14 protein-coding genes and 1 pseudogene are annotated in these 24,037 nt (G+C 68.0%); 6 read left to right on the forward strand and 9 right to left on the reverse strand.

What is annotated here, in order from left to right; translation table 11 throughout:
• Positions 1-32: 32 nt before the first annotated feature.
• On the forward strand, positions 33-2,642 hold the full coding sequence (locus tag FDK12_RS09475) for a DNA topoisomerase (ATP-hydrolyzing) subunit A (protein ID WP_137369346.1): 2,610 nt from the start codon (positions 33-35) through the stop codon (positions 2,640-2,642).
• 154 nt (positions 2,643-2,796) lie between these two features.
• Here FDK12_RS09475 and FDK12_RS09480 read toward each other — a convergent pair whose 3' ends face one another.
• The 4 genes from FDK12_RS09480 to FDK12_RS09495 all read right to left on the reverse strand — a co-directional run bounded on the left by FDK12_RS09480 (position 2,797) and on the right by FDK12_RS09495 (position 10,357).
• Positions 2,797-3,849, reverse strand: a complete 1,053-nt coding sequence (locus tag FDK12_RS09480; RefSeq protein ID WP_223263206.1) for a GNAT family N-acetyltransferase — start codon at positions 3,847-3,849, stop codon at positions 2,797-2,799.
• A gap of 125 nt (positions 3,850-3,974) precedes the next feature.
• Positions 3,975-7,574 (reverse strand): thiol reductant ABC exporter subunit CydD, encoded by a 3,600-nt coding sequence (gene cydD, locus FDK12_RS09485; RefSeq protein ID WP_189636316.1) that lies wholly within the window; start codon positions 7,572-7,574, stop codon positions 3,975-3,977.
• 92 nt (positions 7,575-7,666) lie between these two features.
• Positions 7,667-8,689, reverse strand: coding sequence for a cytochrome d ubiquinol oxidase subunit II (gene cydB / locus FDK12_RS09490; RefSeq protein ID WP_137369348.1), 1,023 nt, complete (start codon positions 8,687-8,689; stop codon positions 7,667-7,669).
• A 93-nt stretch (positions 8,690-8,782) separates the two neighbouring features.
• Positions 8,783-10,357: a cytochrome ubiquinol oxidase subunit I gene (locus FDK12_RS09495; protein ID WP_137369349.1), complete on the reverse strand. Its 1,575-nt coding sequence runs from the start codon at positions 10,355-10,357 to the stop codon at positions 8,783-8,785.
• A 223-nt stretch (positions 10,358-10,580) separates the two neighbouring features.
• Between FDK12_RS09495 and FDK12_RS09500 the strand changes: the two genes are divergently transcribed.
• Together FDK12_RS09500 and FDK12_RS09505 are read left to right on the forward strand one after the other, a co-directional pair.
• Positions 10,581-10,949 carry a BlaI/MecI/CopY family transcriptional regulator gene (locus FDK12_RS09500; protein ID WP_137369350.1) on the forward strand — a complete coding sequence of 123 codons (369 nt, stop codon included), beginning with the start codon at positions 10,581-10,583 and terminating at the stop codon, positions 10,947-10,949.
• A gap of 7 nt (positions 10,950-10,956) precedes the next feature.
• Complete coding sequence (locus FDK12_RS09505; RefSeq protein ID WP_137369351.1) at positions 10,957-11,952, forward strand: M56 family metallopeptidase; 996 nt, start codon at positions 10,957-10,959, stop codon at positions 11,950-11,952.
• A 110-nt stretch (positions 11,953-12,062) separates the two neighbouring features.
• Here FDK12_RS09505 and FDK12_RS09510 read toward each other — a convergent pair whose 3' ends face one another.
• The gene (locus FDK12_RS09510) at positions 12,063-14,171 is read right to left on the reverse strand and encodes a type IIA DNA topoisomerase subunit B (protein ID WP_104117442.1); all 2,109 of its coding nucleotides are present in this window, start codon (positions 14,169-14,171) and stop codon (positions 12,063-12,065) included.
• 264 nt (positions 14,172-14,435) lie between these two features.
• On the opposite strand from FDK12_RS09510, the gene FDK12_RS09515 reads away from it, so the two are divergent.
• Entirely contained in the window at positions 14,436-14,657 is a 222-nt protein-coding gene (locus FDK12_RS09515) for a hypothetical protein (protein ID WP_137369352.1), read from the forward strand.
• Positions 14,658-14,873: 216 nt separating this feature from the next.
• On the opposite strand, the gene FDK12_RS09520 is transcribed toward FDK12_RS09515, so the two are convergent.
• The 4 genes and pseudogenes from FDK12_RS09520 to FDK12_RS09535 all read right to left on the reverse strand — a co-directional run.
• On the reverse strand, positions 14,874-16,091 hold the full coding sequence (locus FDK12_RS09520) for an RNA polymerase sigma factor (protein WP_137369353.1): 1,218 nt from the start codon (positions 16,089-16,091) through the stop codon (positions 14,874-14,876).
• Positions 16,092-16,423: 332 nt separating this feature from the next.
• On the reverse strand, positions 16,424-17,803 hold the full coding sequence (locus FDK12_RS09525; RefSeq protein WP_137369354.1) for a DUF4192 domain-containing protein: 1,380 nt from the start codon (positions 17,801-17,803) through the stop codon (positions 16,424-16,426).
• Positions 17,804-17,887: 84 nt separating this feature from the next.
• Positions 17,888-19,231, reverse strand: coding sequence for an MFS transporter (locus FDK12_RS09530; protein ID WP_137369355.1), 1,344 nt, complete (start codon positions 19,229-19,231; stop codon positions 17,888-17,890).
• Positions 19,232-19,556: 325 nt separating this feature from the next.
• A pseudogene (locus FDK12_RS09535) lies at positions 19,557-20,450 on the reverse strand (proteasome assembly chaperone family protein); the annotation flags it as partial.
• 282 nt (positions 20,451-20,732) lie between these two features.
• Between FDK12_RS09535 and FDK12_RS09540 the strand changes: the two are divergent.
• Positions 20,733-22,280 carry a leucyl aminopeptidase gene (locus FDK12_RS09540; RefSeq protein WP_137369357.1) on the forward strand — a complete coding sequence of 516 codons (1,548 nt, stop codon included), beginning with the start codon at positions 20,733-20,735 and terminating at the stop codon, positions 22,278-22,280.
• Between the two features lie 261 nt (positions 22,281-22,541).
• On the forward strand, positions 22,542-23,924 hold the full coding sequence (gene lpdA, locus FDK12_RS09545; protein WP_137369358.1) for a dihydrolipoyl dehydrogenase: 1,383 nt from the start codon (positions 22,542-22,544) through the stop codon (positions 23,922-23,924).
• Positions 23,925-24,037: the final 113 nt, after the last annotated feature.

Below are 24,037 nucleotides of genomic sequence, written 5' to 3' on the forward strand. Positions count from 1 at the left end.
CACACCTGAGTTGTTGAGGAACCGCCACGCACATGGCCAGGCGCCAGAACTCCGCTCCGCCGGAGGATTTCACCGAGAAGATCATCGACATCGACGTCGAAGCCGAGATGGAAGAATCCTTCCTGGAGTACGCGTACTCCGTCATCTACTCGCGCGCTCTTCCTGACGCCCGCGACGGGCTGAAGCCCGTGCAGCGGCGCATCCTGTACATGATGACGGACATGGGGCTGCGCCCGGACCGTGGCCATGTGAAGTCCGCACGCGTCGTCGGGGAGGTCATGGGCAAGTTGCACCCGCACGGGGACAGCGCCATCTACGACGCCATGGTGCGGATGGCGCAGGACTTCTCCCTGAGGCTTCCGCTGATCGACGGGCACGGCAACTTCGGGTCGCTCGACGACGGTCCTGCCGCTGCAAGGTACACCGAGGCGCGCCTCGCCGCCGCCGCCCTCACGATGACGGACCACCTCGACGAGGACGTCGTCGACTTCGTCCCGAACTACGACAACCAGCTCACCCAGCCGGAAGTGCTGCCGGCCGCGTTCCCGAACCTGCTCGTCAACGGGGCCAGCGGCATCGCCGTCGGCATGGCGACGAACATGCCACCGCACAATCTGGGGGAGGTCGTCGCGGCGGCACGACACCTCATCGCCAACCCGGATGCCACGCTCGAAGACCTGACGCGTTTCGTCCCGGGTCCCGATCTCCCGAGCGGTGGCAAGATCGTCGGTCTGGAGGGCATCCGGGACGCGTACGCCACCGGCCGCGGTTCCTTCAGGACCCGCGCCACCGTGACCGTCGAACAGCTGTCCGCGCGGCGCACGGGGCTCGTGGTCACGGAGCTCCCCTACACGGTCGGGCCCGAGAAGGTCATCGAGCGCATCAAGGACGCCGTCACGTCCAAGAAGCTGCAGGGCATCTCCGACATCGTCGACCTCACGGACCGCATGCACGGCCTGCGCCTCGTGATCGAGCTCAAGAACGGGTTCAACCCCAATGCCGTCCTCGCGCAGCTGTACCGCTTCACGCCGATGGAGGACTCCTTCGGCATCAACAACGTGGCCCTCGTCGACGGGCAGCCGCGCACCCTCGGGCTCGTCGAGCTGCTCCAGGTCTACATCACGCACCGGATCCTCGTCGTCCGCCGTCGCACGTCCTACCGGCTGCAGCGCAAGCGGGACCGCCTGCACCTCGTGGAAGGCCTGCTGGTCGCGATCGTCGACATCGACGAGGTCATCCAGATCATCCGGTCCTCCGACGAGTCCTCGGCGGCGCGCGAGCGGCTCATGGCCATCTACGACCTCTCGGAGATCCAGGCCAACTACATTCTCGAGCTCCGCCTCCGTCAGCTGACGAAGTACTCGCGAATCGAGCTGGAGAAGGAACAGCAGCAGCTCCGCCTCGAGATCGCCGAGCTCGAGGCCGTCCTCGGCTCCGAGGGACGGCTCCGCGCGCTCGTGTCCGACGAGCTCGCCGAACTGTCGGAGCAGTTCGCGACGCCCCGCCGCACGGTGCTCCTCGAATCCGAGGCCGCGGCACCGCTCAAGGGCTCCGTCCTCCCCGCTCCCGCCGGCAAGGGTGCAAAGGCCGTCCTGCCGCTGGAAATCGCCGACGATCCCTGCTGGGTCCTGCTGTCCGCCTCCGGCCAGCTCGCGCGCACCTCCGACCGCCAGCCGCTCGGTGACGGCCAGCGCATCAAGCACGACGCCTTCCGGTCCGTGCTGCCGTCGACGGCACGCGGCGAGGTCGGGGCCGTGACGTCCGCCGGTCGCATGATCCGGCTCCAAGTCATGGACATGCCGGCCCTTCCGCCTACCGCGGGCGTCCCGAACCTCGCCGGCGGCGTGCCGTCGTCCGAATTCATCACCCTGCAACGGGGTGAGAGCCTCGTGGGGCTGGCGCCGCTCAACGGCGTCGTGGCGCTCGGAACAGCACAGGGAGTGGTGAAGCGGGTGCAGCCGGACTATCCGCTGAACCGGGACGACTGGGAGGTCATCTCGCTCAAACCGAAGGACAAGGTGGTCGGCATCGCCGCGGCGTCGGATGCCGACGACCTCGTGTTCATCACACGCCTCGCCCAGCTGCTGCGCTTCCCGGCGTCGGCGGTGCGCCCTCAGGGCCGCACGGCGGGTGGCATGGCAGGCATCAAACTGGCCCCCGGCGACAGCGTCCTGCACTTCGGCGCCGTCGCGAACGGGGACGATCAGGGCGTGGTGGTGACGATCGCCGCGGCAGGAGACGCACTGCCGGGTACGGCCGCCGGTTCGGCGAAGATCACCGAGTTCGCCGAGTACCCCGCCAAGGGGCGTGCCACGGCCGGGGTGAGGGCCCATCGCTTCCTGCGCGGGGAGGAGTCGCTGTCGCTGGCGTGGGCGGGCCACGGTCCGGCGCGCGCCGCGTCGGCCAACGGGGTTGCACGGGCCCTTCCCACGGAGCACGGGCGGCGCGACGGCTCGGGGGTCCCCCTGACGCAGCAGATCGACGCCGTCGGGCCGAGCCTGCTCGGGCTCATCGAAGCGTCCCGCCCGGCGGCACCGGCTGCGGGCGGATCCTCCGGGGGTGTTCGGATCGTGGACGGATCGGCCCCCGAGGTCCCCGTGACGGAGCAGGATCCCGACGACGGGCAGGGCACGCTGCTCTAAATCGCCGCGTTCTATCGACGCCGCTCGCTATCGACGCCGCTCGGAGCCCTGATGCCGGCTCGGTCACCCGGGCACGCAGGCGTGCGGGGCAATTCGCCCCGCGATGCAGGGCGGCGAGCACGGAGGCGTGTCGGGAAGCGCGACGGACGTTTTCCTACTCAGCGCCTACCCTCAGCGGCAGGTCGAACACGATGGAGCGCTGCGTGGGTACGTAGCCCATTCGCTCGTAGAGCCCCAGCGCTCCCGAGGGATTCTCGGTATCGACGCCGAGGCCCGCGTTCTCCATACCGGCTGCACGGTAGCGCTTCATCGCCTCGGCGAGGAGCGCGGGCGCGAGCCCCCGGCCCCGCCATGTCCTCCTGACCCCCAGCAGGTCCGTGTACCCCTCGGAGTGGCTCAGCAGGTCCTTCGAGTCCGGGTCGTAGCTGGCGAGCTGGTATGCGACGACCTCGCCCGCCGCCGGGTCGACGAGCGCGATACTCCAGTCGGCGCGGAACTCCGGGTGGCTGACCGTGAACTGCCATGACTCCTGGTCACGGGGCTCGCTCCCCCAGTGGTCCTGGAAGGCGTCGTTGTGGGCCAGGCGGACCAGTTCCACGATATTGCGGTCCGCACCGTCGGCGAAGCTCACCAGCTCCAGCTCCGGTGGGAAGGGCAGCTCGGGTATCGGCTGGTCGAGCGGCCGCGTCATCTCCGTGAAGTACCGGACGATACTGCTTCCGCTCGCCGTCAGCAGTGCGAGATGCGAGGGATTGCGTTCCTCGACGTAGTTCCTGAAGACGCCTTCGGCCTGCCCGGTCTCCCGCAGGCGCATTCCGGCCCGCCACGCCTGCCACTCGAGGACCTTCCGGCCGATGCCGCGCCCGCGCCACGCCGGGTCCACGCCCCCGGCCCCGTGCACGAGCGACGATCCGGGATTCATGGACAGGCGTCCGAAGGCGCGCAGCACGCCGTCGTCGTCGAACCCGCCGACGCTGTCCCTGCGAGGATCGTTCTTCGATGCATGCAGTGCCTGCTCGAGATCAGCGCGCTGCTCAACCCAGTCCGGCTCGTCCTCCGCAGCGATGCGCTTGACCAGTTCCAGCCAGCGGTCGATGTCCGAGTGGGTCAGCGGCCGCCATCGGAGCACCCCCGGCAGGATCGGTTCGGCGGGCCCGGGAGTTCCCGTGGCATGAACTTCCTGTCCTGGCAGATCGGGCGTGGTCATGATTCCAGCGTATGGCAGGGCGGGCCGCTCTGCGCGGACCTCCTGCACGAACGCGGGAATCGGGGCCCACCGAACCAGGGTGGCGGGGTGCAACCCGCGCCGGTCGCGTGCCTTCCACTCGTGCCTCACACTGCATCCCGTGCTGGTGACGCAGTGGTCGCGCCGAGCACCACGACGTCGTCGCAGGTGGCTGCTTCGTCCGGATCATGGGTGACCAGCAGCACTGCAGTATCGGGGAGCCCCTGCCGCAGGTCCGCCAACAGCGAGCGGGCGCCATCGGTATCGAGGTGGGCGGTGGGCTCGTCGAGCAGGAGGACCCTGGACCGGGTGAGCAGGGCGCGCGCCACAGCCAGCCGCTGGCGCTGGCCGCCGGACAATCGCGATCCGCCCGGACCGACAGGAGCGTCGAGACCCTGCTCCAGACCGGCCACCATGTCCGTCAGCCCGACCGCTCGGAGCGCGGCCGCCAACTCTTCCTCGGTGGCGGGATCATCGGGCAGGCGAGCCAGCTGCAGGTTCGACCGCACGCTGGACGAGAACAGGTGGCTCTCCTGGGGACACCATGCGATCCGCGGACGGTTTCCGTCGCTCGGCGCTCCATCCACGAGCAGCCGGCCCTCCTCGAGGGGCAGGAAACCCAGCAGCGCCCCGATCAGCGTCGACTTCCCACTTCCCGAAGGACCGGTGAGACCGGTCCAGCGACCGGGCACCAGTTCGAGATCGACGCCGGTCACTACCGGATGCCCTGCCTCGTAGCCCACGCCGGCGCGCTCGAGGACGATCGTCCGTACCGGGGCCTGTCGCCCCACGGCGCCGTCGGGCTCCTCCCGCCACTCATCCGATGAGCCGAGGCGCGGCAGGATCCGGCGGGTGACGGCTGACAGCGGACCCCAGTGCTGCACCGCCGACGTGCCGGCGACGAACGGTTCGATCAGCGCGAGCTGCATGAGCACGAGTACCGCTGTCAGATCGGCGGGCAGACCCGTTGCAGTCACCAGGATGCCAAGGGCTGTGGTGCAGCAGGCCGCCACGATGACAGCGGTGGAGGCGCCTGCTGCGGCGGCGGACCGCCGGGCGGCGGTCGACGCCTGCCCGTCGAGTTGCGTGGTCGACCGGAGCGCAGCGCGGTGTGCGTCGTTCACACGCAGATCCGGTGCTGCGCGCAGCAGAGCGGTCACGCGCTCGAGCGCATCCGCCCGGACCTGTACCGCGGCGGCACCCGCGGACCGCTCGCGCAGCACCGCGATGGTCGGCGCGACGACGAGTGCGACTGCGACCGGAAGTGCCTGCCAGCCGAGGGATGCCGGGTGCAGCGCGGCCGTGATGACGATCGCGGCAAGCGCCGTCAGCACCGACGTGACGAACGGCAGCAGGGCCCGGGAGGAGAGGTCCCGCAACTCGTCGATGTCACCGACCAGCCGTTCGATGCCGCCCGATCCGTGCGCGATGGTGCGCCACGACTGTCCCGCTCGGAGGAGGCCGGTCCACAACCGCAACCGGGTGTCGTCGGCGCGGCGGAACGCCGCCCGGTGCAGCCAGAGGCGTTCCTCGTAGCGCAGGAGGGAACGCCCGATCCCGAAGAACCGGACGCCGACGATGGCGGTGAGGAGGTAGAGGATCGGCGGTTGCTCGGCGGCGCGCACGATCAGCCAGCCGCTCAGTGCCGTCAGTGCAACGGCGAAGGCCGACGCTCCGAACCCCAGGCCTGCTGCGGCAAGGAATCGCCTGTCCCAGGGACGCACGAGGGCCAGGACGCCACGCGCTGAATCGACCACCGTCCGCGAGGGAACAGCGACTGTCATCGCGTCTGGAGCATCCGGCCCGGCTGCGTCCGACGCGCCGGCCGAACGGGCGGCGCCGGAGTCGAGTCCCGGATCGACACGGACCCGAGCAGCACCCGGATCGGCACCTGACGCGTCGGCCGAACGGGCGGCGGCCGGATCGGCACCCGGATCGGCACCGCCCGCGGTGGCGTCGGTCGTCGCGACGTCGGCCGTCGTGAGGCTCGCGGTTGCAAGGGTGGCCGTCGCAGGCGCACGCGGAGGGGAAGCGGGTGAACCGGTCCCGCTCGCTACGGGGCCGAAAGCTCGCCGGGCAGGAGCCGATCCGAGCCACACCTCGCGGGACGCGATGCCGGCAGTTTCGTCGTCGTGAGCGATCAGGAGGACTGTCAGACCGGGTCGACGGGCCTCGATCGCCGTACGGATGGCGCGCGAAGCGTCCGCGTCGACGTGTGCGGTCGGCTCGTCGAGCAACAACAACCGGACCGAGGTGTCCTTGGCCCTCAGGAGCGCGCGGGCGACGGCGACCCGCCGCAGCTCGCCCGGGCTCAGCTCCGCACCCCTGCGCTCCGCGAGTCCCGCTGCGCCCGTGGACGCAAGCTGGTCCTCGATGGCGGGGGCATCCTCGGCCAGACCCGCGTACAGGGCGAGCTCGGCACGGACCGTGTCGAGCAGGAGCTCTGGGTGCTGCGGCACCCAGGCGACGTCGCCGTCGTCGAGCCCCTCGATGCGCCCCTCCAGACGGAGCCCGGCGGGCACGGCCGCTCCCCCTGCCATGGCTCGCATGAGGGTGGATTTACCGGAACCGCTCGCACCGCGAAGAGCCGTCACGGTTCCTGGCTCCAGGACGAACGAGACGTCGTCGACCACCGGTTCGAGGACGCCGTCGTACCGTGCGGTGAGTCCCTGCACCCTGATGCTGCCCGGGACGAGGCCCTCGCCCGAGCCGTCAGGGAACGAACCGCCGGCGGGGGAGGTGGCAGGTACTGCGGGAGCGTCGATGACCGCACGGACGCTGGCACCCGCCTCCTCGCCGTCCTCGCTGGCGTGGTGCGCCGCACCGACGTCGCGCAGGGGGCCGTAACATTCCGGCGCGAGGATCAGCGCGATCAGCGCTGTCTCCAGGTCGAGGTCTCCCTGGATGAGGCGAACCCCGGCGAACACCGCGACGACGGCGACCGAGATGGTGCTGATGAGTTCGAGCGCGAGCGAGGACAGGAAGACGGTGCGCAGCGTCGTCATGGTGCGCGAGGTGTAGGCGCCGGCGATGTCGCGCAGGGCACGGGTCTGTTCCGCCGCACGGCCCAGCCCGACGAGGACGGGCAGTCCCCTCGCCAGTTCGAGCAGGTGGTCGGAGAGGCGTGCCAGCGCGGCCGCCGCCTGCTGCGTGCGTTCCTGCGTGTGGAGCCCGATCAGGACCATGAAGACCGGCACGAGCGGCACGGTCAGGACGATGATGAGGGCGCTGATCCAGTCGGCTGCGAGGATCCGCGCGCCGATCAGCGGCGGAACCACGGCGCAGGTGATCAGGGCGGGGAGGTACTGCGTGTAGTACTTGTCGATCCCGTCCAGCCCGCGGGTCAGCAGCACGGCGAGTGATCCCTGCCCATTGCCCGGGACCGCCGCACGGGTGGTGCCGCCGTCGTCGAGGACACGCAGCAGGGCGGCCTCCCGCATCCGCTCCTTCACGCCGAGGGCGAGGCGCGCTGCGGTCGCATCCTGCCCCCAGGCGGCAACGGTGCGCAGTGCGGCGCCGAGGATTCCCTGCACCAGGACGGCCCGGACGTCCAGCGACTCCGAGGCGGCAGACGCGATGCCGAGCGCGAGGGCCTGCGCCATCAGCACCAGCCCGGCAGCTCGGGCTGCGGCGAGGCCGCCGAGGAGGTACACCGCTGCCGTCGATCCCGCTGCTCCCGCCGGTCCGCCCGACGTCAGAACTGCCATGGGAGACACCGGGCGGGCCCGCGGCCTGGTACTGCCTGCCGGGGTGATCGGTGGGTCCTGGTGCTGGGGCATGGCCGTCCTGATGGCTTCGCTCACAGCGCTGTGATGGCATGTGCTGCCGGGATGCTCGCTTCCGAGACGCGCCGCCGGAAGACCCAGTATGTCCATGCCTGATACGCCAGGACAAGCGGCAGTCCGAAGCAGGCGACGACGCTCATGAGGCCGAGCGTGTACGGCGAGGAGGCCGCGTTCTGCGTCGTCAGGTCGAAGGCCGCATCGAGTGTCGAGGGAAGGACGACCGGGAAGACCGCGCCGAAGATCGACCCGACCAGCGCAAGCATTCCGACGCCGAGCGCGGCGAAGGCACGGCCGTCCCGTCCCGCGGTGGAGGATCGGTGAGCGGCGACGAACGCCACCACAGCGAGGACGACGACGAGCCAGGTGACCACCGATCCCGTGTCGGCCTGGACCAGAAGCGCCCAGCCGACGAACGGGATCATCGCCAGCGGAAGCAAGCGCCGGAACAGGCGGTCCGCCTGGCCGCGCACACCCCCTTCGGTCTTCAGTGCAAGGAATGCAGCGGCATGCACGAGGCAGAACAGCACGACGGCGGCCGCCCCGAGGAACGCCGGAGCGGTGGCCCAGGCGAAAGCGCCACCTACGCGGTTGCCGTCGGCGTCGAGCGGAAGTCCTGTCGTCGTCAGTGCGAGGGCGGCCCCGATGCCTGCTGCGGCCGTGAAGGATCCGATCGCGATAGCCCAGTCCCAGCGATTGCGCCACGCGTCACTGTCCCGCTTGCCGCGCCACTCGAAGGCCACGGCGCGGAAGATCAGGCCGAGCAGCACGACGAGGAACGGGAGGTAGAGCGCGGAGAGGAGTGATGCGTACCAGTGGGGAAACGCCGCGAACGTCGCACCGACCGCCGTCACGAGCCACACCTCGTTGCCGTCCCAGACGGGACCGACGGTGTTCAGGAGCACGCGCCGCTGCGTGTCGTTGCGGGCCATGAGCTTCATGAGCATCCCCACCCCGAGATCGAACCCCTCGAGGAAGAGGTATCCGGCCCACAGAACGGCGATCAGTACGAACCAGAGGGTAGGCAGTGCCTCGGTCATCGTGGAACCTTCCGGGCTTTGGGGGCGGTCATCGGTACGGGAGCATTTCCAGGGGCGCCGTCGGCCGTGCGGACGGATCCGCCGGCAACTGGGTCAGTACGCGAAGGCGAGGACATCGCCGTCGTCCTTCCTGTCGGGCTGCGGGCGGGACGCCTCGTCCTGATGGGCCAACTCCGGCATGGCGGAGGCCGTACCGCCGCGGACGTAGGTGAAGAGGAGCTTCACCTCGACGACGAGGAGGACGGCATACACGGATGTCAGCACGATGAAGGAGGCGACCAGCTCGGCGAGGGATACTCCGGGCGAGACGGCTGCCGCGGTGAACATGAAGACGCTGTCGATGCCGGAGGGGTCCGGGTTGGGTGCCACGACGAACGGCTGCCGTCCCATCTCGGTGAAGATCCAGCCTGCCGAGTTGGCACCGAACGGGGCGAGGATGCCGAACACCGCGAGCCGCATGAGCCACCGTGACTCCGGGACCGTTCCCCTGCGCAGGACCCACAGGGCGACTGCTGCCGCGGCCGCGGCGATCGCACCGAAGCCGATCATGATGCGGAACCCCCAGTAGGTGACTTCCATCACCGGCAGGTAGTCGATCTCGGTCCCGGCGCGCTCGCCGTACATGGGGTCGTCCGGAAGCGTCGTGCCGTACTTCTCCTGGTACTCCGGGAGCAGGGTGTTCACACCCTTCACCTCGGTGGTGAAGTCACCGTTGGCCAGGAAGGACAGCACCCCGGGTACCTCGATGACCGCGGTGATGTCGTCGCAGCTCTGCGCGCCCAGATTGCCGACGGAGAGGATCGAGAAACCCGTGCCGTCGTGGCAGGCAGCCTCGGCGGCAGCCATCTTCATGGGCTGCTGGTCGAACATGAGCTTGCCCTGGAGATCGCCGGTGATGCCGGTACCTGCGAAGGCGATCATGGCGACGACGGCGCCGGCGCGAGCGGACCGGAGCCAGACTGTGTGGTCCTTCATGTCGCGGGACCCGCCTCCGTCCCCCACGACGACGGCTCCGTCGGGGCCGACGGTGTCGAGGCCGTCATGGCGCCGCTTCCACAGGTGGTACCAGCTGATGCCGAGGAGGAACGCTCCCGCGACGGCGAGGGCACCGAAGACAGTGTGCGGAAACGCCACCAGTGCGGTGTTGTTGGTGAACACCGCCCAGGCGTCCACCATCACGGGCCGTCCGTCGACCATCTCGACGCCGACGGGATGCTGCATCCAGGAGTTGGCCACCAGGATGAAATAGGCGGAGAACACGGAGGCCAGGACGGCTGCCCACAGGGACAGCAGGTGGATGCCGCGTGGTAGCCGCCCCCACCCGAAGATCCAGAGGCCGAGGAAGGTGGATTCGACGAAGAAGGCGAGGAGTGCCTCCATCGCCAGGGGAGCTCCGAAGACATCGCCCACGAAGCGGCTGTACTCGCTCCATGCCATCCCGAACTGGAACTCCTGCACGAGCCCGGTAGCCACGCCCATGATGAAGTTGATGAGGAAGAGCTTGCCCCAGAACTTGGTCATGCGGAGGTAGTGGTCCTTGCCGGTGCGGTGCCACATGGTCTGCATCACGGCGACTAGAAGCCCCAGCCCGATGGTCAGGGGAACCATCAGGAAGTGGTAGACAGTGGTGATTCCGAATTGCCACCTGGCAATTTCCAAGGCTTCCATCGGGCCCTCTCAGCAGCGCCTGGCGTCGGCGTCGACGATACTTCTACAGCTTGTAGAAGAAGTTCTACTACATATCGTAGAACAAATTCCGCCTCATTTCTACACAGAGTAGAAATGTTGGCGACGACGCTGTACGTTAGATGCATCACGCATCATCGCTCCCTGTGGGGAGCGGGTTCGGATCCTTCGCAGGCCCGGACCCAGTCTCGATTGAAGGAAGAACATGGCAACGCTCGGAGACCTCGAACGCACAGTGATGGAACTGCTGTGGGCAACGCCTGAAGCGATAACCGCCAACGAACTGCGGGACGCGATCGCAGAAGCCCCATCGGGAGAAGCGGGGCGCGAACTCGCCGTGACAACGGTGCTCACCGTGTTGTCACGACTGGAGAAGAAGGGCCTTGTGGAGCGGGAGCGCGACAGTCGCCCCCACCGGTACAAGTCCGTGACGAGCCGCGAGGACCACACTGCGGAGCTCATGCACGAAGTCCTCGTGACGGCGCCGGACCGTGAAGCCGTCCTCGCCCGTTTCATCGGCAGCGTCTCGGAGGCGGAGGCCGAGACACTCCGCAAGCTGCTCGGCAGCAGCTGACCCCACCGTGTTCTGGGCCTCGTACCTGCTCGCGGCGCTCGCGATCATCCTCGCCTGGCCCGCCCCTATCGCGCTGTCCCGCGCATCGTGGCCCGCACGAGCCCCCTTCACCGCCATGGTGCTGTGGCAGTCCATAGCTCTCGCGGGCGGGCTCTCCATGATCGGGGCGATGCTCGTCTGGGGTCTGGAACCACTCGGTGACAATCTCATCTCGGCCTCGGCGGGCTTCATCAGGATCCTGCTCGACGACGGCTCCGCCCAGACGCTGGGTGTCGTCCACGTCTTCGCCATCAGCGCAGCAACCCTGCTGTTCGGACACCTCGTCTTCACCCTGGCGCTGACCTTCGTCCGCATCAGGCGGCAGAGACGGCGGCACCGGGACATGCTCACCCTGCTCAGCTCCCCGGCGGCGAACCAGCCGGCGACGCTCGTGATCAACCATCCCGCACCCGTGGCGTACTGCCTGCCCGGGGGCGCCCGGTCCGTGACCGTCATGTCGGACGGGCTCATGGACCTCCTGACGCAGGCGGAACTCGAGGCCGTCCTGACGCATGAGAACGCCCACCTGCACCAGCGACACCACCTGTTGCTCTGGGCCTTCGCTGCGTGGCGTTCGGCGCTCCCGTGGCTGCCCACCTCGCAGCTGGCGCAGCATGCCGTGAGCGAACTGATCGAGATGCTCGCCGACGACGAGGCCCTACGGCACGTGGACGAGACGACCCTCGTGCGGGCCATCGCCATCGTCGGATCCGGTGCGCTTCCGTCCTCCCGCGACGCGCTCGACGACCCCCTCGCCGACGCGGGCAGGAGAGCGCCCGAACCCGCGATCGCCGACGTGAGTGGTGGCGCGGCCGACGTACAGTCGATCGCCCACCGTGTCCGCCGGCTCCTCACTCCCCTGCCGCCGCTCAGCCGCCTGCAGCAGGGGCTCGCCCTGTCGTCCGCCGGGATGCTGCTGGTCGTGCCGCCGGTCCTGCTGGTCGCCCCCGAACTGCTCGGCTGACGCGTCGACCGATCATCAAGGGGCAGCCGTTCCTGCTCGCCGGCGCGGTCCGATTCGGCGCACCGGTGCCGCGGCACCCGACGTGGAACTCCGAACGCAACGATCCCCCGTCAGGCGTCGATGCGGTCCCGGTCGAGCGACGCTGCTCCGGCGACGATGAAGTCCTTGCGCGGCGCTACGTCGCTGCCCATCAGCAGGTTGAAGACGCGCTCGGCCGATTCGGCCTCCTGGATCCGAACGCGCCGCAGGGTACGGTGGCGGGGATCCATCGTCGTCTCCGCCAACTGGCCGGCGTCCATCTCGCCCAGGCCCTTGTAACGCTGGATCGGCGACTTGTAGCGCTTGCCCTGCTTCTCCATGGTGGCCAGAAGGCGGGTCAGTTCGGCCTCGGAGTAGGTGTAGATCATCTCGTTGGCCTTCGAGCCACTATTGATGACCTCCACGCGGTGCAGGGGTGGAACAGCGGCATAGACGCGTCCCGCCTCGACCAGGGGGCGCATGTAGCGGAAGAAGAGCGTCAGGAGCAGGGTCCGGATGTGCGCGCCGTCGACGTCGGCGTCCGTCATCAGGATGATCTTGCCGTAGCGGCGCGCGTCGAGCTGGAAGCTCCGCCCCGACCCGGCGCCGACGACCTGGATGAGGGCTGCACATTCTGCGTTGGACAGCATGTCCCCCACCGAAGCCTTCTGCACGTTGAGGATCTTTCCCCTGATCGGCAGGAGCGCCTGGTAGTCCGAGGACCGCGCGAGCTTCGCCGTTCCCAGGGCACTGTCGCCCTCGACGATGAAGAGTTCGGACCGCTCCTGGTCGTCGATCCGGCAGTCAGCCAGCTTTGCCGGCATGGTCGAGGTCTCCAAGGCGTTCTTGCGCCGCTGGGTCTCCTTGTGGACCCTCGCCGAGATGCGGGACTTCATCTCGGCGACGACTTTCTCGAGCAGAAGCGCCGACTGCGCCTTGTCGTTCCGCGCCGGTGAGGACAAGCGTGCCTGCAGCTCCTTCTCGACCACCTTAGCGACGATCGCCTTCACCGCGGAGGTTCCCAGGATCTCCTTGGTCTGGCCTTCGAACTGCGGTTCTGCGAGACGGACGGTGAGGACCGCGGTCAACCCGGCGAAGACGTCGTCCTTCTCGATCTTGTCGTTGCCGGCCTTGAGCTTGCGCGCGTTCGCCTCGATGACCTTGCGGAAGGTCTTCAGCAGGGCCTGCTCGAATCCGCTCTGGTGCGTTCCACCCTTCGGCGTCGCGATGATGTTGACATAGCTACGGACAGTGGTCTCATACCCGATGCCCCAGCGGAGGGCGATGTCGACGTCGCAGTCGCGCTCCACCTCGGCCATCTGGCTGTGGCCACGCTCGTCCAGCACCGGAACTGATTCCTTGAAGCGGCCTGATCCCTGGAAACGCCACACGTCGGTGACGGCCGCGTCGAGGGCCAGGAACTCGGCGTACTCGGAGATGCCCCCGTCGTGCTGGAAGACCTCCTCCACCGGGCCCGATTCGCCTGGAGTGCCGGGCAGCTTCCGCTCGTCCCGCAGCAGGATCCGCAGGCCTGGCACGAGGAACGAGGTCTGGCGCGCGCGGGTCTGCAGTTCCTCGTAGGAGAAGGTGGCATCCGGCGTGAAGATCTGCCGGTCCGCCCAGTACCTGATGCGTGTCCCTGTCACGCCGCGCTTGGTCGATCCGACCACCTCGAGGCGGGAACCGTCGAGGAACGGTTCGAAGGAGGACGTGGGCGACGGCGTCCTGCCGTCCCTGAAGATGCCCGGCTCACCACGGCGGAACGACATCGCGTAGGTCTTGCTCCCTCGGTCGACGAAGACGTCCAGCCGCGAGGACAACGCATTGACGACGCTCGCTCCGACCCCGTGGAGACCGCCCGACGCCGTATAGGACCCGCCGCCGAACTTGCCGCCCGCGTGCAGTTTGGTGAACACCACCTCGACACCGGTGAGGCCGGTCTTGGGTTCGATGTCCACCGGGATGCCCCGGCCGTCGTCGTGGATCTCAACGGATCCGTCGGCATGGAGAATCACGGTGATGCTCTGCCCGTGGCCGGCAAGGGCTTCGTCGACCGAGTTGTCGATGATCTCCCAGAGGCAGTGCATCAGCCCGCGCGAATCCGTCGACCCGATGTACATTCCAGGGCGCTTGCGGACTGCCTCCAGGCCCTCGAGGACCGAGAGGTGGCGAGCTGTGTAGTCCGAAGTGGGAGGTGTCACGGCGGGAAGGTCTCCTTGGCGGAACGGGCACGATCCAGGACAGGCGTCAGGAGGGTGATGGCGGGGAAGAGTCGCCTCAGTTTATTACGAGCCGCCGACACCGGAGGGAAGGCGCGTCCCGCGGAAGGATCCACTGCCGGCTTCTGCCGGCTCGTGGTGTGACCCATACCCCTGGTACGCCTGGAGCGAAAGGAGGCCAAGCCTGCGAAGCGGTGACGACGAATAGTGGTTATATGAGTACACGATCCACATGAGGAGGCAATCATGACCACTGCAGTAGCAACTCGCGAACTAACTGCCCTGGACCGCTGTGACCGATGCGGCGCCCAGGCCTACGTGCGGGCAGTCCTTCAGTCCTCCGGTGGAGAGCTTCTGTTCTGCGGCCACCACGCGCGCGCGGTTGAAGCGAACCTCAAGCCGCTCACGTCGGAGTGGCAGGACGAGACACAGCGGCTCCACGAGAAGCCGGCCATCGTCGGCGACTGAGCGTTCCAGGACGCCGCACCCACACCTCTAGCAGGCGCCCCGTGTACAGGCGCTGATCCTTCGACAAGGGCCCCCTCCACCGGAGGGGGCCCTTGTCGTTGATGCAGGACGGCATCCGGCTGCTGCTGCACGCTCCCGGGTGGCTCCTGGTACGACGCAGGGCCCCTCCCGGAGGAGAGGCCCTGCGTCGTAATCCTGACGGGGTGGTCCTGACTGTCAGTCGAGGTAGTCCCGCAGCACCTGCGAACGTGAGGGGTGCCGCAGCTTGGACATGGTCTTCGATTCGATCTGACGGATCCGCTCACGCGTGACTCCGTACACCTTCCCGATCTCGTCGAGGGTTTTCGGCTGGCCATCGGTGAGTCCGAAGCGCATGGCCACGACGCCGGCCTCCCGCTCGGAGAGGGTGTCCAGTACCGAGTGGAGCTGCTCCTGCAGGAGCGTGAAGCTCACGGCGTCAGCGGGCACGACGGCCTCGGAGTCCTCGATGAGGTCTCCGAACTCCGAATCGCCATCCTCCCCCAGGGGTGTGTGGAGGGAGATGGGCTCGCGCCCGTACTTCTGCACCTCGACGACTTTCTCGGGCGTCATGTCGAGCTCGAGCGCGAGTTCCTCCGGAGTGGGTTCACGACCGAGGTCCTGCAGCATCTGGCGCTGGACCCGGGCGAGCTTGTTGATGACTTCCACCATGTGCACGGGAATGCGGATGGTGCGGGCCTGATCCGCCATCGCACGGGTGATGGCCTGGCGGATCCACCACGTGGCATAGGTCGAGAACTTGAAGCCCTTGGTGTAGTCGAACTTCTCCACAGCGCGGATGAGGCCGAGGTTGCCCTCCTGGATGAGATCCAGGAAGAGCATGCCGCGGCCCGTATAGCGCTTGGCCAAGGACACGACGAGACGCAGGTTCGCTTCGAGCAGGTGGTTCTTCGCCCGCTTGCCGTCATGGATGACGAACTCCAGCTCGCGCTTCAACTTCGGATCCATGTCCGGATCGGCAGCGATTTTCTCTTCTGCGAAGAGACCGGCCTCGATCCGCAGGGCCAGGTCGACCTCCTGCTCCGCGTTGAGCAGTGCTACCTTGCCGATCTGCTTGAGGTAATCCTTGACAGGGTCAGCCGTGGCGCCCGCCGAGACCACCTGCTGCGCGGGGGCGTCGTCGTCGTCTGCGTCGGAGTAGACGAAGCCGGTGGTCGTGCCGACCTCGGCGGCTTCTGGCTTGAGGTCGTCGGGGTCGACGTCGACGGCGACATCGATGGCGGGGTCCGCGACGTCGAGCGTATCTACCGAGCCCTGTGCGTCCGAGGTCGAAGCCTTCGCGGCCGCAGCGGAGGAAGCAGCCTTCGTGGCGGGCTTCTTGGCCGCTACCCGTCGCTTGGTAGTGGTGGTACCGGCGTCTGTCGACGCCGGCGCTGCTGTCTTCTTGACCGACACAGAGAACCTTTCATACGGCGGTGTGCGGTGCCATCAGAGGGACAACACCACTATGACCCTGTCAAGTCCGTGCTTTTTACCATGCAACTCCGGCAGGACCAGCTCCCTGAGAAACGGTCCCGCTGCCCTCGCTATTCCCCGGGAACACGCTGTTCTGCGATGCCCCCGATACAATGCTCGGTGGTGTTGTGGTGCACGGACCCAACCGGGTCTCAAATTTCATTGTCTCATGATTCCGTGATCCCCCGTAAATTGTCGTGGTCCGATGTGAGCATCCCGTCGGGGTCGTCCGCCGTGTCGGCCTCGCAGTAGACGACGGACGCTACACGGCATCACGCCGCCCGGGACGACGACCTGGGAGCGCTCGAGATCCAGGCGGTGGAGCGGCTTCGCGCCCATGCCGGCAGCCCTCCGCGGCGCAGCAGTTCCTGGAGCAATCGCGCCAACCGATAGCCGGGTACCGCGGCCTCGGCTGCGTCGAGGAGGACTGCCGCTCGGGAGCCGCGCCCGCGCGCGTATTCGAACCACCCGGACATCGTCAGGGCCGCAGCACGGGACTCACCGCTGGATACGGCGACCAACCGCGCGAGGATACCGGTCATGAGGTCAACCCGCTCCCAGCGGATCTGCCCCTTGTAGCGGCCGGCCAAAATGTCGGCGTAGAGCACCGCCGCGTCCCTTCCGGTCCCCTCTCCGTCCACCCGCACCGATGGCGTGACGAGCTGTTCGACCGGAGGCGCCCCGGCAGCCAGCACGGCGTCTACCGCACTCCTCAGCGCGCCTGCACGGCGCACCGCGGGCAGGACCGGTCGTTCCACCGGGTCTCCTTCGTGCGCGCGTGACTCGACCGGTGGGACAGAACCGATCAGGCCGCAGGAGGCAGCTCCTTCGAGCGCCGCGTCGGATCCGATGCACGCACTCACGAGGAGGAAGTCGCGGACGGTCCTCGACTCGAGACTGGCCAGGAGGAACGCCGCGACAGCAGGCTCCATGCCTTCGGGCAGCTCCCCCGGTCGCTCGAGAACGGCATCCCAGAACGACGAGGTGGCCCGCAACTGGACCGCGCTGTCCCACCGGCCGGAGCAGGACGCCGCATACTCGGCCTGTGCGTCCTCGATCGCCTGGGTATCGACCTCCGATGACTCCATCCTCCCGGTGATGAAAGGAGCCGCACGGAGCACTGCAGTGGACGCGGACGAGTCGAAGGCGCTCCCGCCGAAGATGAGCTCCGCGTTCAGGGGGCTGTCCCGGACCTCGTCGAGGGTGTGCCCGGGCCAGGGGCAGCACTCGTCGTCCGTGCAGAAGTAGTCGCGCCACGCGTGGTCGGAGACGAACCACCCGCCGCGGACGGGCAGGCCTGCGGCTCCGAGGACGGCCTCGACGTTCAGCACAAGCGCGTTGCGCGGCGGCGGCGCGAGCTGAGGCCAGCCCTCGGAGGTGTAGACAACCAGGAGCACGCCGTCCGCAGCGGTGTCGCCCTGCAGGAAGGACAGCACTCCCTCGGCGAAGGCGAGAGGATCCGCCTCGGGGGACGGCAGGTCCACCCGGAGCGTTGCTCCCAGCCGCCGTCCGTCGGTCGTCAGCACCACCAGACTCTCGACGGGTATGAAGCCGAGGGCATGCGGTATGTAGGACAGGATGTCCGCCGGCGACGTGACGGCGAAGGTCGGGGAGGCTGGACTGCCCTGCTCGGGGCTCGAAGAGGATGACATGCCGCCAGCCTGCTACTCCTGCCTCGCCGCCGGTGGGCCACCGGAACCTATGTGGACAAGGCCGCGTCACGGCGCGGCCCCTGCTCAACCGGTCGCGTTCCTCCGGGCGGCTCTCCTCTCCCGGCGGAGACGTCGTTCGCGGGCGAGTGCATCGCGCAGTGGCGGAACAACGACGCCCTGGTCGGCCATTCGCCGTCGTACTTTCCTCCGTGCGATGACCACGGCACACGCGCCGACCGCGAGAAGGACGAGCTGTGCCCCCATCGCGAGGCGGAACGACGGCAGCGCATAGAGATCCCCGCGGGAGAATCCGCTGCCGAGGAGGACGTCGAGGACGACTCCGATGACGAACATGGAGAGAAGGGACGCGACGAAGCCGCCGATGTTGACGATGCCGGTCGCCGTGCCGATCCGGGCAGCCGGGTTGAACGTACGGGCGAAGTCGAAGGCGATCATCGAGCCCGGTCCTCCGATGGCCAGGGCGACCACGAGCAGTGTCAGCAGCGGCAGGGGCGCCGGACCCGGGTACAGCAGCACCGCGAGCCAGGCTCCCGCCATCAGCGCCGCGATGGCGAGCACCATGGTCGACCGCCGCAGCGGGTGGCGCCCGACGTAGCGGCCGAGGAGCGGCCCGCACGCGATGCCCACGGCGACGAACAGGGTCATCAGGGCTGACGCGGGTCCCTCGCCGACCTTCTCCGCGCGGATGAGGTACGGATAACCCCACATGAGTACGAAGACCGTGCCCGGGAACTGGATGGTGAAGTGTGACCACAGTCCGAGTCGCGTGCCCGGCTGCTTCCACGCCTCCGCCAAGGACGTACCGGTCTGGCGGAGCGTCTGGCTGGTCGGCTCGTTGTCCTCGTGCGGAGAGTTGCGGATGACCGTGACGGAGAGGACGACGGCGACGACCGACAACGCCGCCGCCGCGAGGAAGGCGGGCTGCCAGCCGAGCGTCGATAGCAGGGCGACGAACGGGATCACCGAGACCACCTGGCCGAGCTGGCCGACGATGCCGGTCCATTGCGTCAGCACCGGAATTCGTCGGGGCTCGAACCATGCCGGAAGCAACCGGAGGACGCTGATGAAGGTCATCGCGTCCCCCGCGCCGACCAGCAGGCGGCCGGCGATCCCGGCACTGACGGAATCCGCGAACGCCAGTTGTGTCTGACCGAGTGCCATCAGCACGCCGCCGGTCACGATGAGAGCGCGGGGGCCCCATCTGTCCACCAGGACACCGACGGGAACCTGCAGGCCCGCGTACACCAGGAGCTGCACCACCGTGAAGACCGACAGCTGGGAGGCCGAGGCATCGAACCGATCGGTCGCCTCCAGCCCTGCGACGCCGAACGTCGTGCGTTGCGTCACGGCGACGAGGTAGGCGGTGACGCCCGCTCCCCACACCAGAAGTGCCCTCGAAGAATTCACTTCCCCATTATCCCGTGCGGCACGCCGGGTGGAGGTGCGCGCCGATGTCCGTCCCAGCCCGCACGAACGCGGAGAAGCCCGCCGCCATGGGACGGCGGGCCTGCCTGGCGGCGGGAGGCGTGAGCTCGGCCGCCCGGGGGCCTCAGACTGCGGAACGCGGTCCCGGTCCAGCCGGCCCTTCGTCGCGCCCATCGAGCTCACCGGTGGGCTGCCCGCCGGATCCGTGCTCGTCGCTACTGCCGTCCGTCGTGCCGTAGTCGATGGGAGTCGTGCCGAGGAACTCGGTGTCCCAGAGGAGCGTGGATTCCTCTTCGGCCTGCGGACTCGCAAGATAGGCCTCGACAGCGGCGCCCAGTTCCTCCGCACTTGCGAGTTCGCTGTTGTCCTTGACCAGCAGCGATCGGCGCGCGGCACCGTCTGCGTATTCGTCGTACCGCTTCTCCAGCGACGCCACCACCGACTGCACCTCGGTGGAGTTGCCCACCTGCCGCGCGATCTGGCGTTCGACGTCACGTCCCGTCTCCCGCAACCGGTCCGTCGGCAGCACGAGCCGGGCGGTCGCTCCTACGTACTCGAGGCCCGCGACCGCGGCGGGCGGGTACTCGGCCTCGGCGAGGTAGTGCGGAACGTGGATGACATGCCCGACGACGTCGTGCCCCGCCTCGATCAGGCGCAGTTCCAGCACATGGCCGATGGAGGCCTGCAGTTCGGCCGTCGGGCGCCAGGCATTCATGCCGTCGATGATGTCGGTCCGATTGCCGTGCAGAGTCACGCCGATGGGGCGCGTATGGGGGACGGGCATCGGGATCGCGTGGAGCCACGAGATGAGCGGCACCTCGAGCTCGGTCACGAGTCCGGTGACGGCGCTCACGAAGCGCTCCCACTGCAGATCGGGCTCGACGCCGGTCAGGAGCAGGAACGGCTCCCCCAGCCCGTCGAACATCCGGTGCAGCTCGAGCCGGTGCGGCTGGTAGTCCGTCAGATGGTCCTCGACGAAGGTGATCTTCGGCCTGCGACCGCGGTAGTCCATGAGCTGATCGGCGTCGAACTCGGCCACCATCTCGTGCTCGAGGATCTCGAGGAGTTCCTCGCTCACCTGGGAGACGACGTGGCCCGCGTCCATGAAACCGGTCAGACTGATGATCAGCGGAAGCCCCTTGACGGCGGGATCGCCGACGACATCGGGGTTGGTGTTGTACAGGGTCTGTGGATCCAGCATGGCTCTCTCCTCCGGTTGGGTCCTGCCGTTATCAACACCAGGTGTGTGCTCTTCATTCCAGCCTTTCTCCAGGCCTGCAGTTCCCTGCTCCCTTCTCCCCCGCACTGCGCGACCTGACCGCCGACCGACGATCGATCGCGCTCTGCACATGGGCGGATCCCCCGCCGACGCCGACCGGGGTAGAGACTACGATCGTTGGGACGGTTCCCGGACCACCAGATACCGGGGCCACGAGTGATGCAGCATCTGGACAACCCATCCGGACACGAGGAGACAGAATCCGTGATCAAGACGACCGAACTACACCTGACGGCTTCCGCCAAGGACATCAAGAAGATTCCGAGCGACGCGCTCGTGATCGCGGTCGCGAAGGGCACGGACGGGCCGGTCCTGCTCGCCGGCCCGCTGCCGGCGAAGGCTGCTCGAGCACTCGGCGACTCGCTCCAGGTGCTCGGCATCACCGGTGCGGCGGACGAGGTACGCCGCCTTCCCGGGCTGCCCGAGACCGGGGCCGATTCCCTCGTGCTCTCCGGTGTCGGTCCGGTGACCGCCGGTGAGGTGCTCGCTCCCGAGACCCTGCGACGCGCAGCCGGCGCTGCCGTCCGCCAGCTGACCGGCCTCGACACCGTCGTCCTCGCCCTGCCTGCCGACACCGTCGCCTCCGCAACAGCCGTCGCCGAAGGAGCCGCTCTCGGCGCGTACAGCTACGAGGGCCACAAGTCGGGAATGAAGGCGGACGGCACGGTCTCGCCGGCCACCGACAAGGCCGCCGTCCGCAACGTCGTCGTCCACACGCCTGCGGCCGACGACGCCGAGCTCGCACCTGCTTTCCGCCGTGCCGTCGTCCTCGGCAAGAACGTCAACACCACGCGCTCACTCGTGAACCTTCCGCCGAGCCACCTCTACCCCGAGACCTTTGCGCAGGCCGCGAAGGACCTTTCGCGCGGACTCCCCGTGAAGGTCACGGTGATGGACGAGAAGCGCCTCGAGCGTGACGGCTACGGCGGCATCCTCGGAGTGGGCAAGGGATCGTCGCGTCCACCGCGCATGGTCAAGGTCGAGTACTCGCCGGCCAAGTCCGCCGTCCACCTCGCACTCGTGGGCAAGGGCATCACGTTCGACTCCGGGGGACTCTCGCTCAAGCCGGCCGCCGGCATGCAGACGATGAAACTGGACATGGCCGGCGCCGCCGTCGTCCTGACGACTCTCCTCGCCGTCGCCGAACTGGGCCTTCCCGCGAAGGTCACGGCCTGGCTCTGCCTCGCGGAGAACATGCCCTCGGGTACAGCGCAACGCCCAGAAGACGTCCTCTCGATCTACGGCGGGCGCACCGTCGAGGTCCTGAACACCGACGCCGAGGGCCGGCTCGTCCTCGCCGACGGCCTTGCCGCTGCCAGCGAGGAAGCACCCGATGCGATCATCGACATCGCCACCCTGACGGGAGCGCAGATGATCGCGCTCGGTACTCGCGTGTCGGGGGTCATGGGCGACGACGGCGTGCGGGATGCGGTGAAGGCCGCCGCGGACCGAGCGGGAGAGCAGTTCTGGCCCATGCCCCTTCCCGAGGAACTGCGACCGAGCCTGGAGTCGCAGGTCGCCGACATCGCGAACATCGGCGAGCGGAACGGCGGGATGATGACCGCCGCGGTGTTCCTCCGCGAGTTCGTCGGCCAGGTGGACGGCGAGAAGATCCCGTGGGCACACCTCGACATCGCCGGACCCGCGTTCAACGACGGCGCCGCCTACGGCTACACGCCGAAGTCTGGCACCGGCGTCGGTGTCCGTACGCTGCTGGCGTACGTCGAGGACGTCCTCGCGCGCACCGCCTGAGGTCGTAGAGGGCGCGGCGCACGAGCCTCGGCACCGCGCCCCCACTCAACTATCGCGTCGGAATGTCCTGCACGTGACTCTGCGCACATCAGGCCGCTCCGGTGTGGTCCACCCGCACTTCAAGTGGATGATGGTCCCTTCTGGGGATAGGGTGAAAAACGAGCACGGAAAGCACCTGCGACCGCACCGCGACCGCAACGGCAATCGATCTATCAACCGACGCGTCCTGCGCGTCAACAGACCACGCGAGGGAGCGTTCAAGTGGCCGAATCGGCAACTGCGCAAGAATTCGACATCCTGGTACTCGGTGGAGGCAGCGGCGGTTATGCTGCGGCCCTCCGCGCAGTGCAGCTGGGCTTCACCGTAGGGCTCATCGAGAAGGGCAAGCTCGGAGGCACGTGCCTCCACAACGGCTGCATCCCCACCAAGGCCCTGCTGCACTCCGCCGAGATCGCCGACGGCGCCCGCGACTCCGAGAAATACGGCGTGAAGGCCACCTTCGAGGCGATCGACATGAACGCGGTGAACGCGTACAAGGACGGCATCATCGCCGGCAAGTACCGGGGCCTGCAGGGTCTCATCAAGTCCAAGGGCATCACGGTCATCGAGGGGTCGGGCAAGCTCGCCTCGCAGAACACCATCGACGTCGACGGCACCATCTACACCGGCAAGCACATCATCCTCGCCACAGGCTCCTTCTCCCGCAGCCTGCCAGGCCTCGAGATCGGCGGCAGGGTCATCACCTCCGACCAGGCGCTGAAGATGGACTTCGTTCCCAAGACGGTCATCATCCTCGGTGGTGGCGTCATCGGCTGTGAGTTCGCGTCCGTCTGGAAGTCCTTCGGGGTCGACGTCACGATCATCGAGGCCCTTCCCTCGCTCGTCCCGAACGAGGACGCCTCCATCGTCAAGAATTTCGAGCGCGCGTTCAAGAAGCGCGGCATCAAGTTCAACACCGGAACCCGCTTCAAGTCCGTCGAGCAGAACGACGACGGAGTGGTGGTGTCGCTCGAGGACGGCAAGACCTTCGAGGCGGATCTCATGCTCGTCGCCGTCGGCCGCGGACCCGTGACCCAGAACCTCGGGTACGAGGAGGCCGGCCTCACGATGGACCGCGGTTTCGTCATCACCAACGAGCGCCTGCACACGGGTGTCGGCAACATCTATGCAATCGGTGACATCGTTCCCGGCCTGCAGTTGGCACACCGCGGATTCCAGCAGGGCATCTTCGTCGCCGAGGAGATCGGCGGCTTGAAGCCCGTCGTCGTCGCCGACCTCAACATCCCGAAGGTCACCTACAGCGATCCCGAGATCGCCTCGGTGGGATACACCGAGAAGGCCGCCCGCGAGAAGTTCGGGGACGACCGCGTAGAGACCCACGAGTACAACCTGGCCGGGAACGGCAAGAGCTCGATCATCGGTACCGGCGGCATCGTGAAGCTCGTCCGTGAGAAGGACGGGCCGATCGTCGGCGTGCACATGCTGGGCACCCGGATGGGCGAACAGATCGGTGAAGCACAGCTGATCGTGAACTGGGAGGCGTACCCCGAGGACGTCGCGCCCCTCATCCACGCGCACCCGACGCAGAACGAGGCGCTGGGCGAGGCCCACCTCGCGCTCGCCGGGAAGCCGCTGCACGGCTGAGGCACCGCAGCACGCACAACCGGGCTTGGTCCACGTTCCAAGGGCGTGGACTAAGCTCGGACGCAGGAACTTCAAAGCATTGCCAGCTGAACGGGCCCCGCTCGTCGACCAGC

Source organism: Arthrobacter sp. NamB2 (assembly GCF_005281365.1).
In the GTDB taxonomy this organism is placed as follows: Bacteria; Actinomycetota; Actinomycetes; order Actinomycetales; family Micrococcaceae; genus Arthrobacter_D.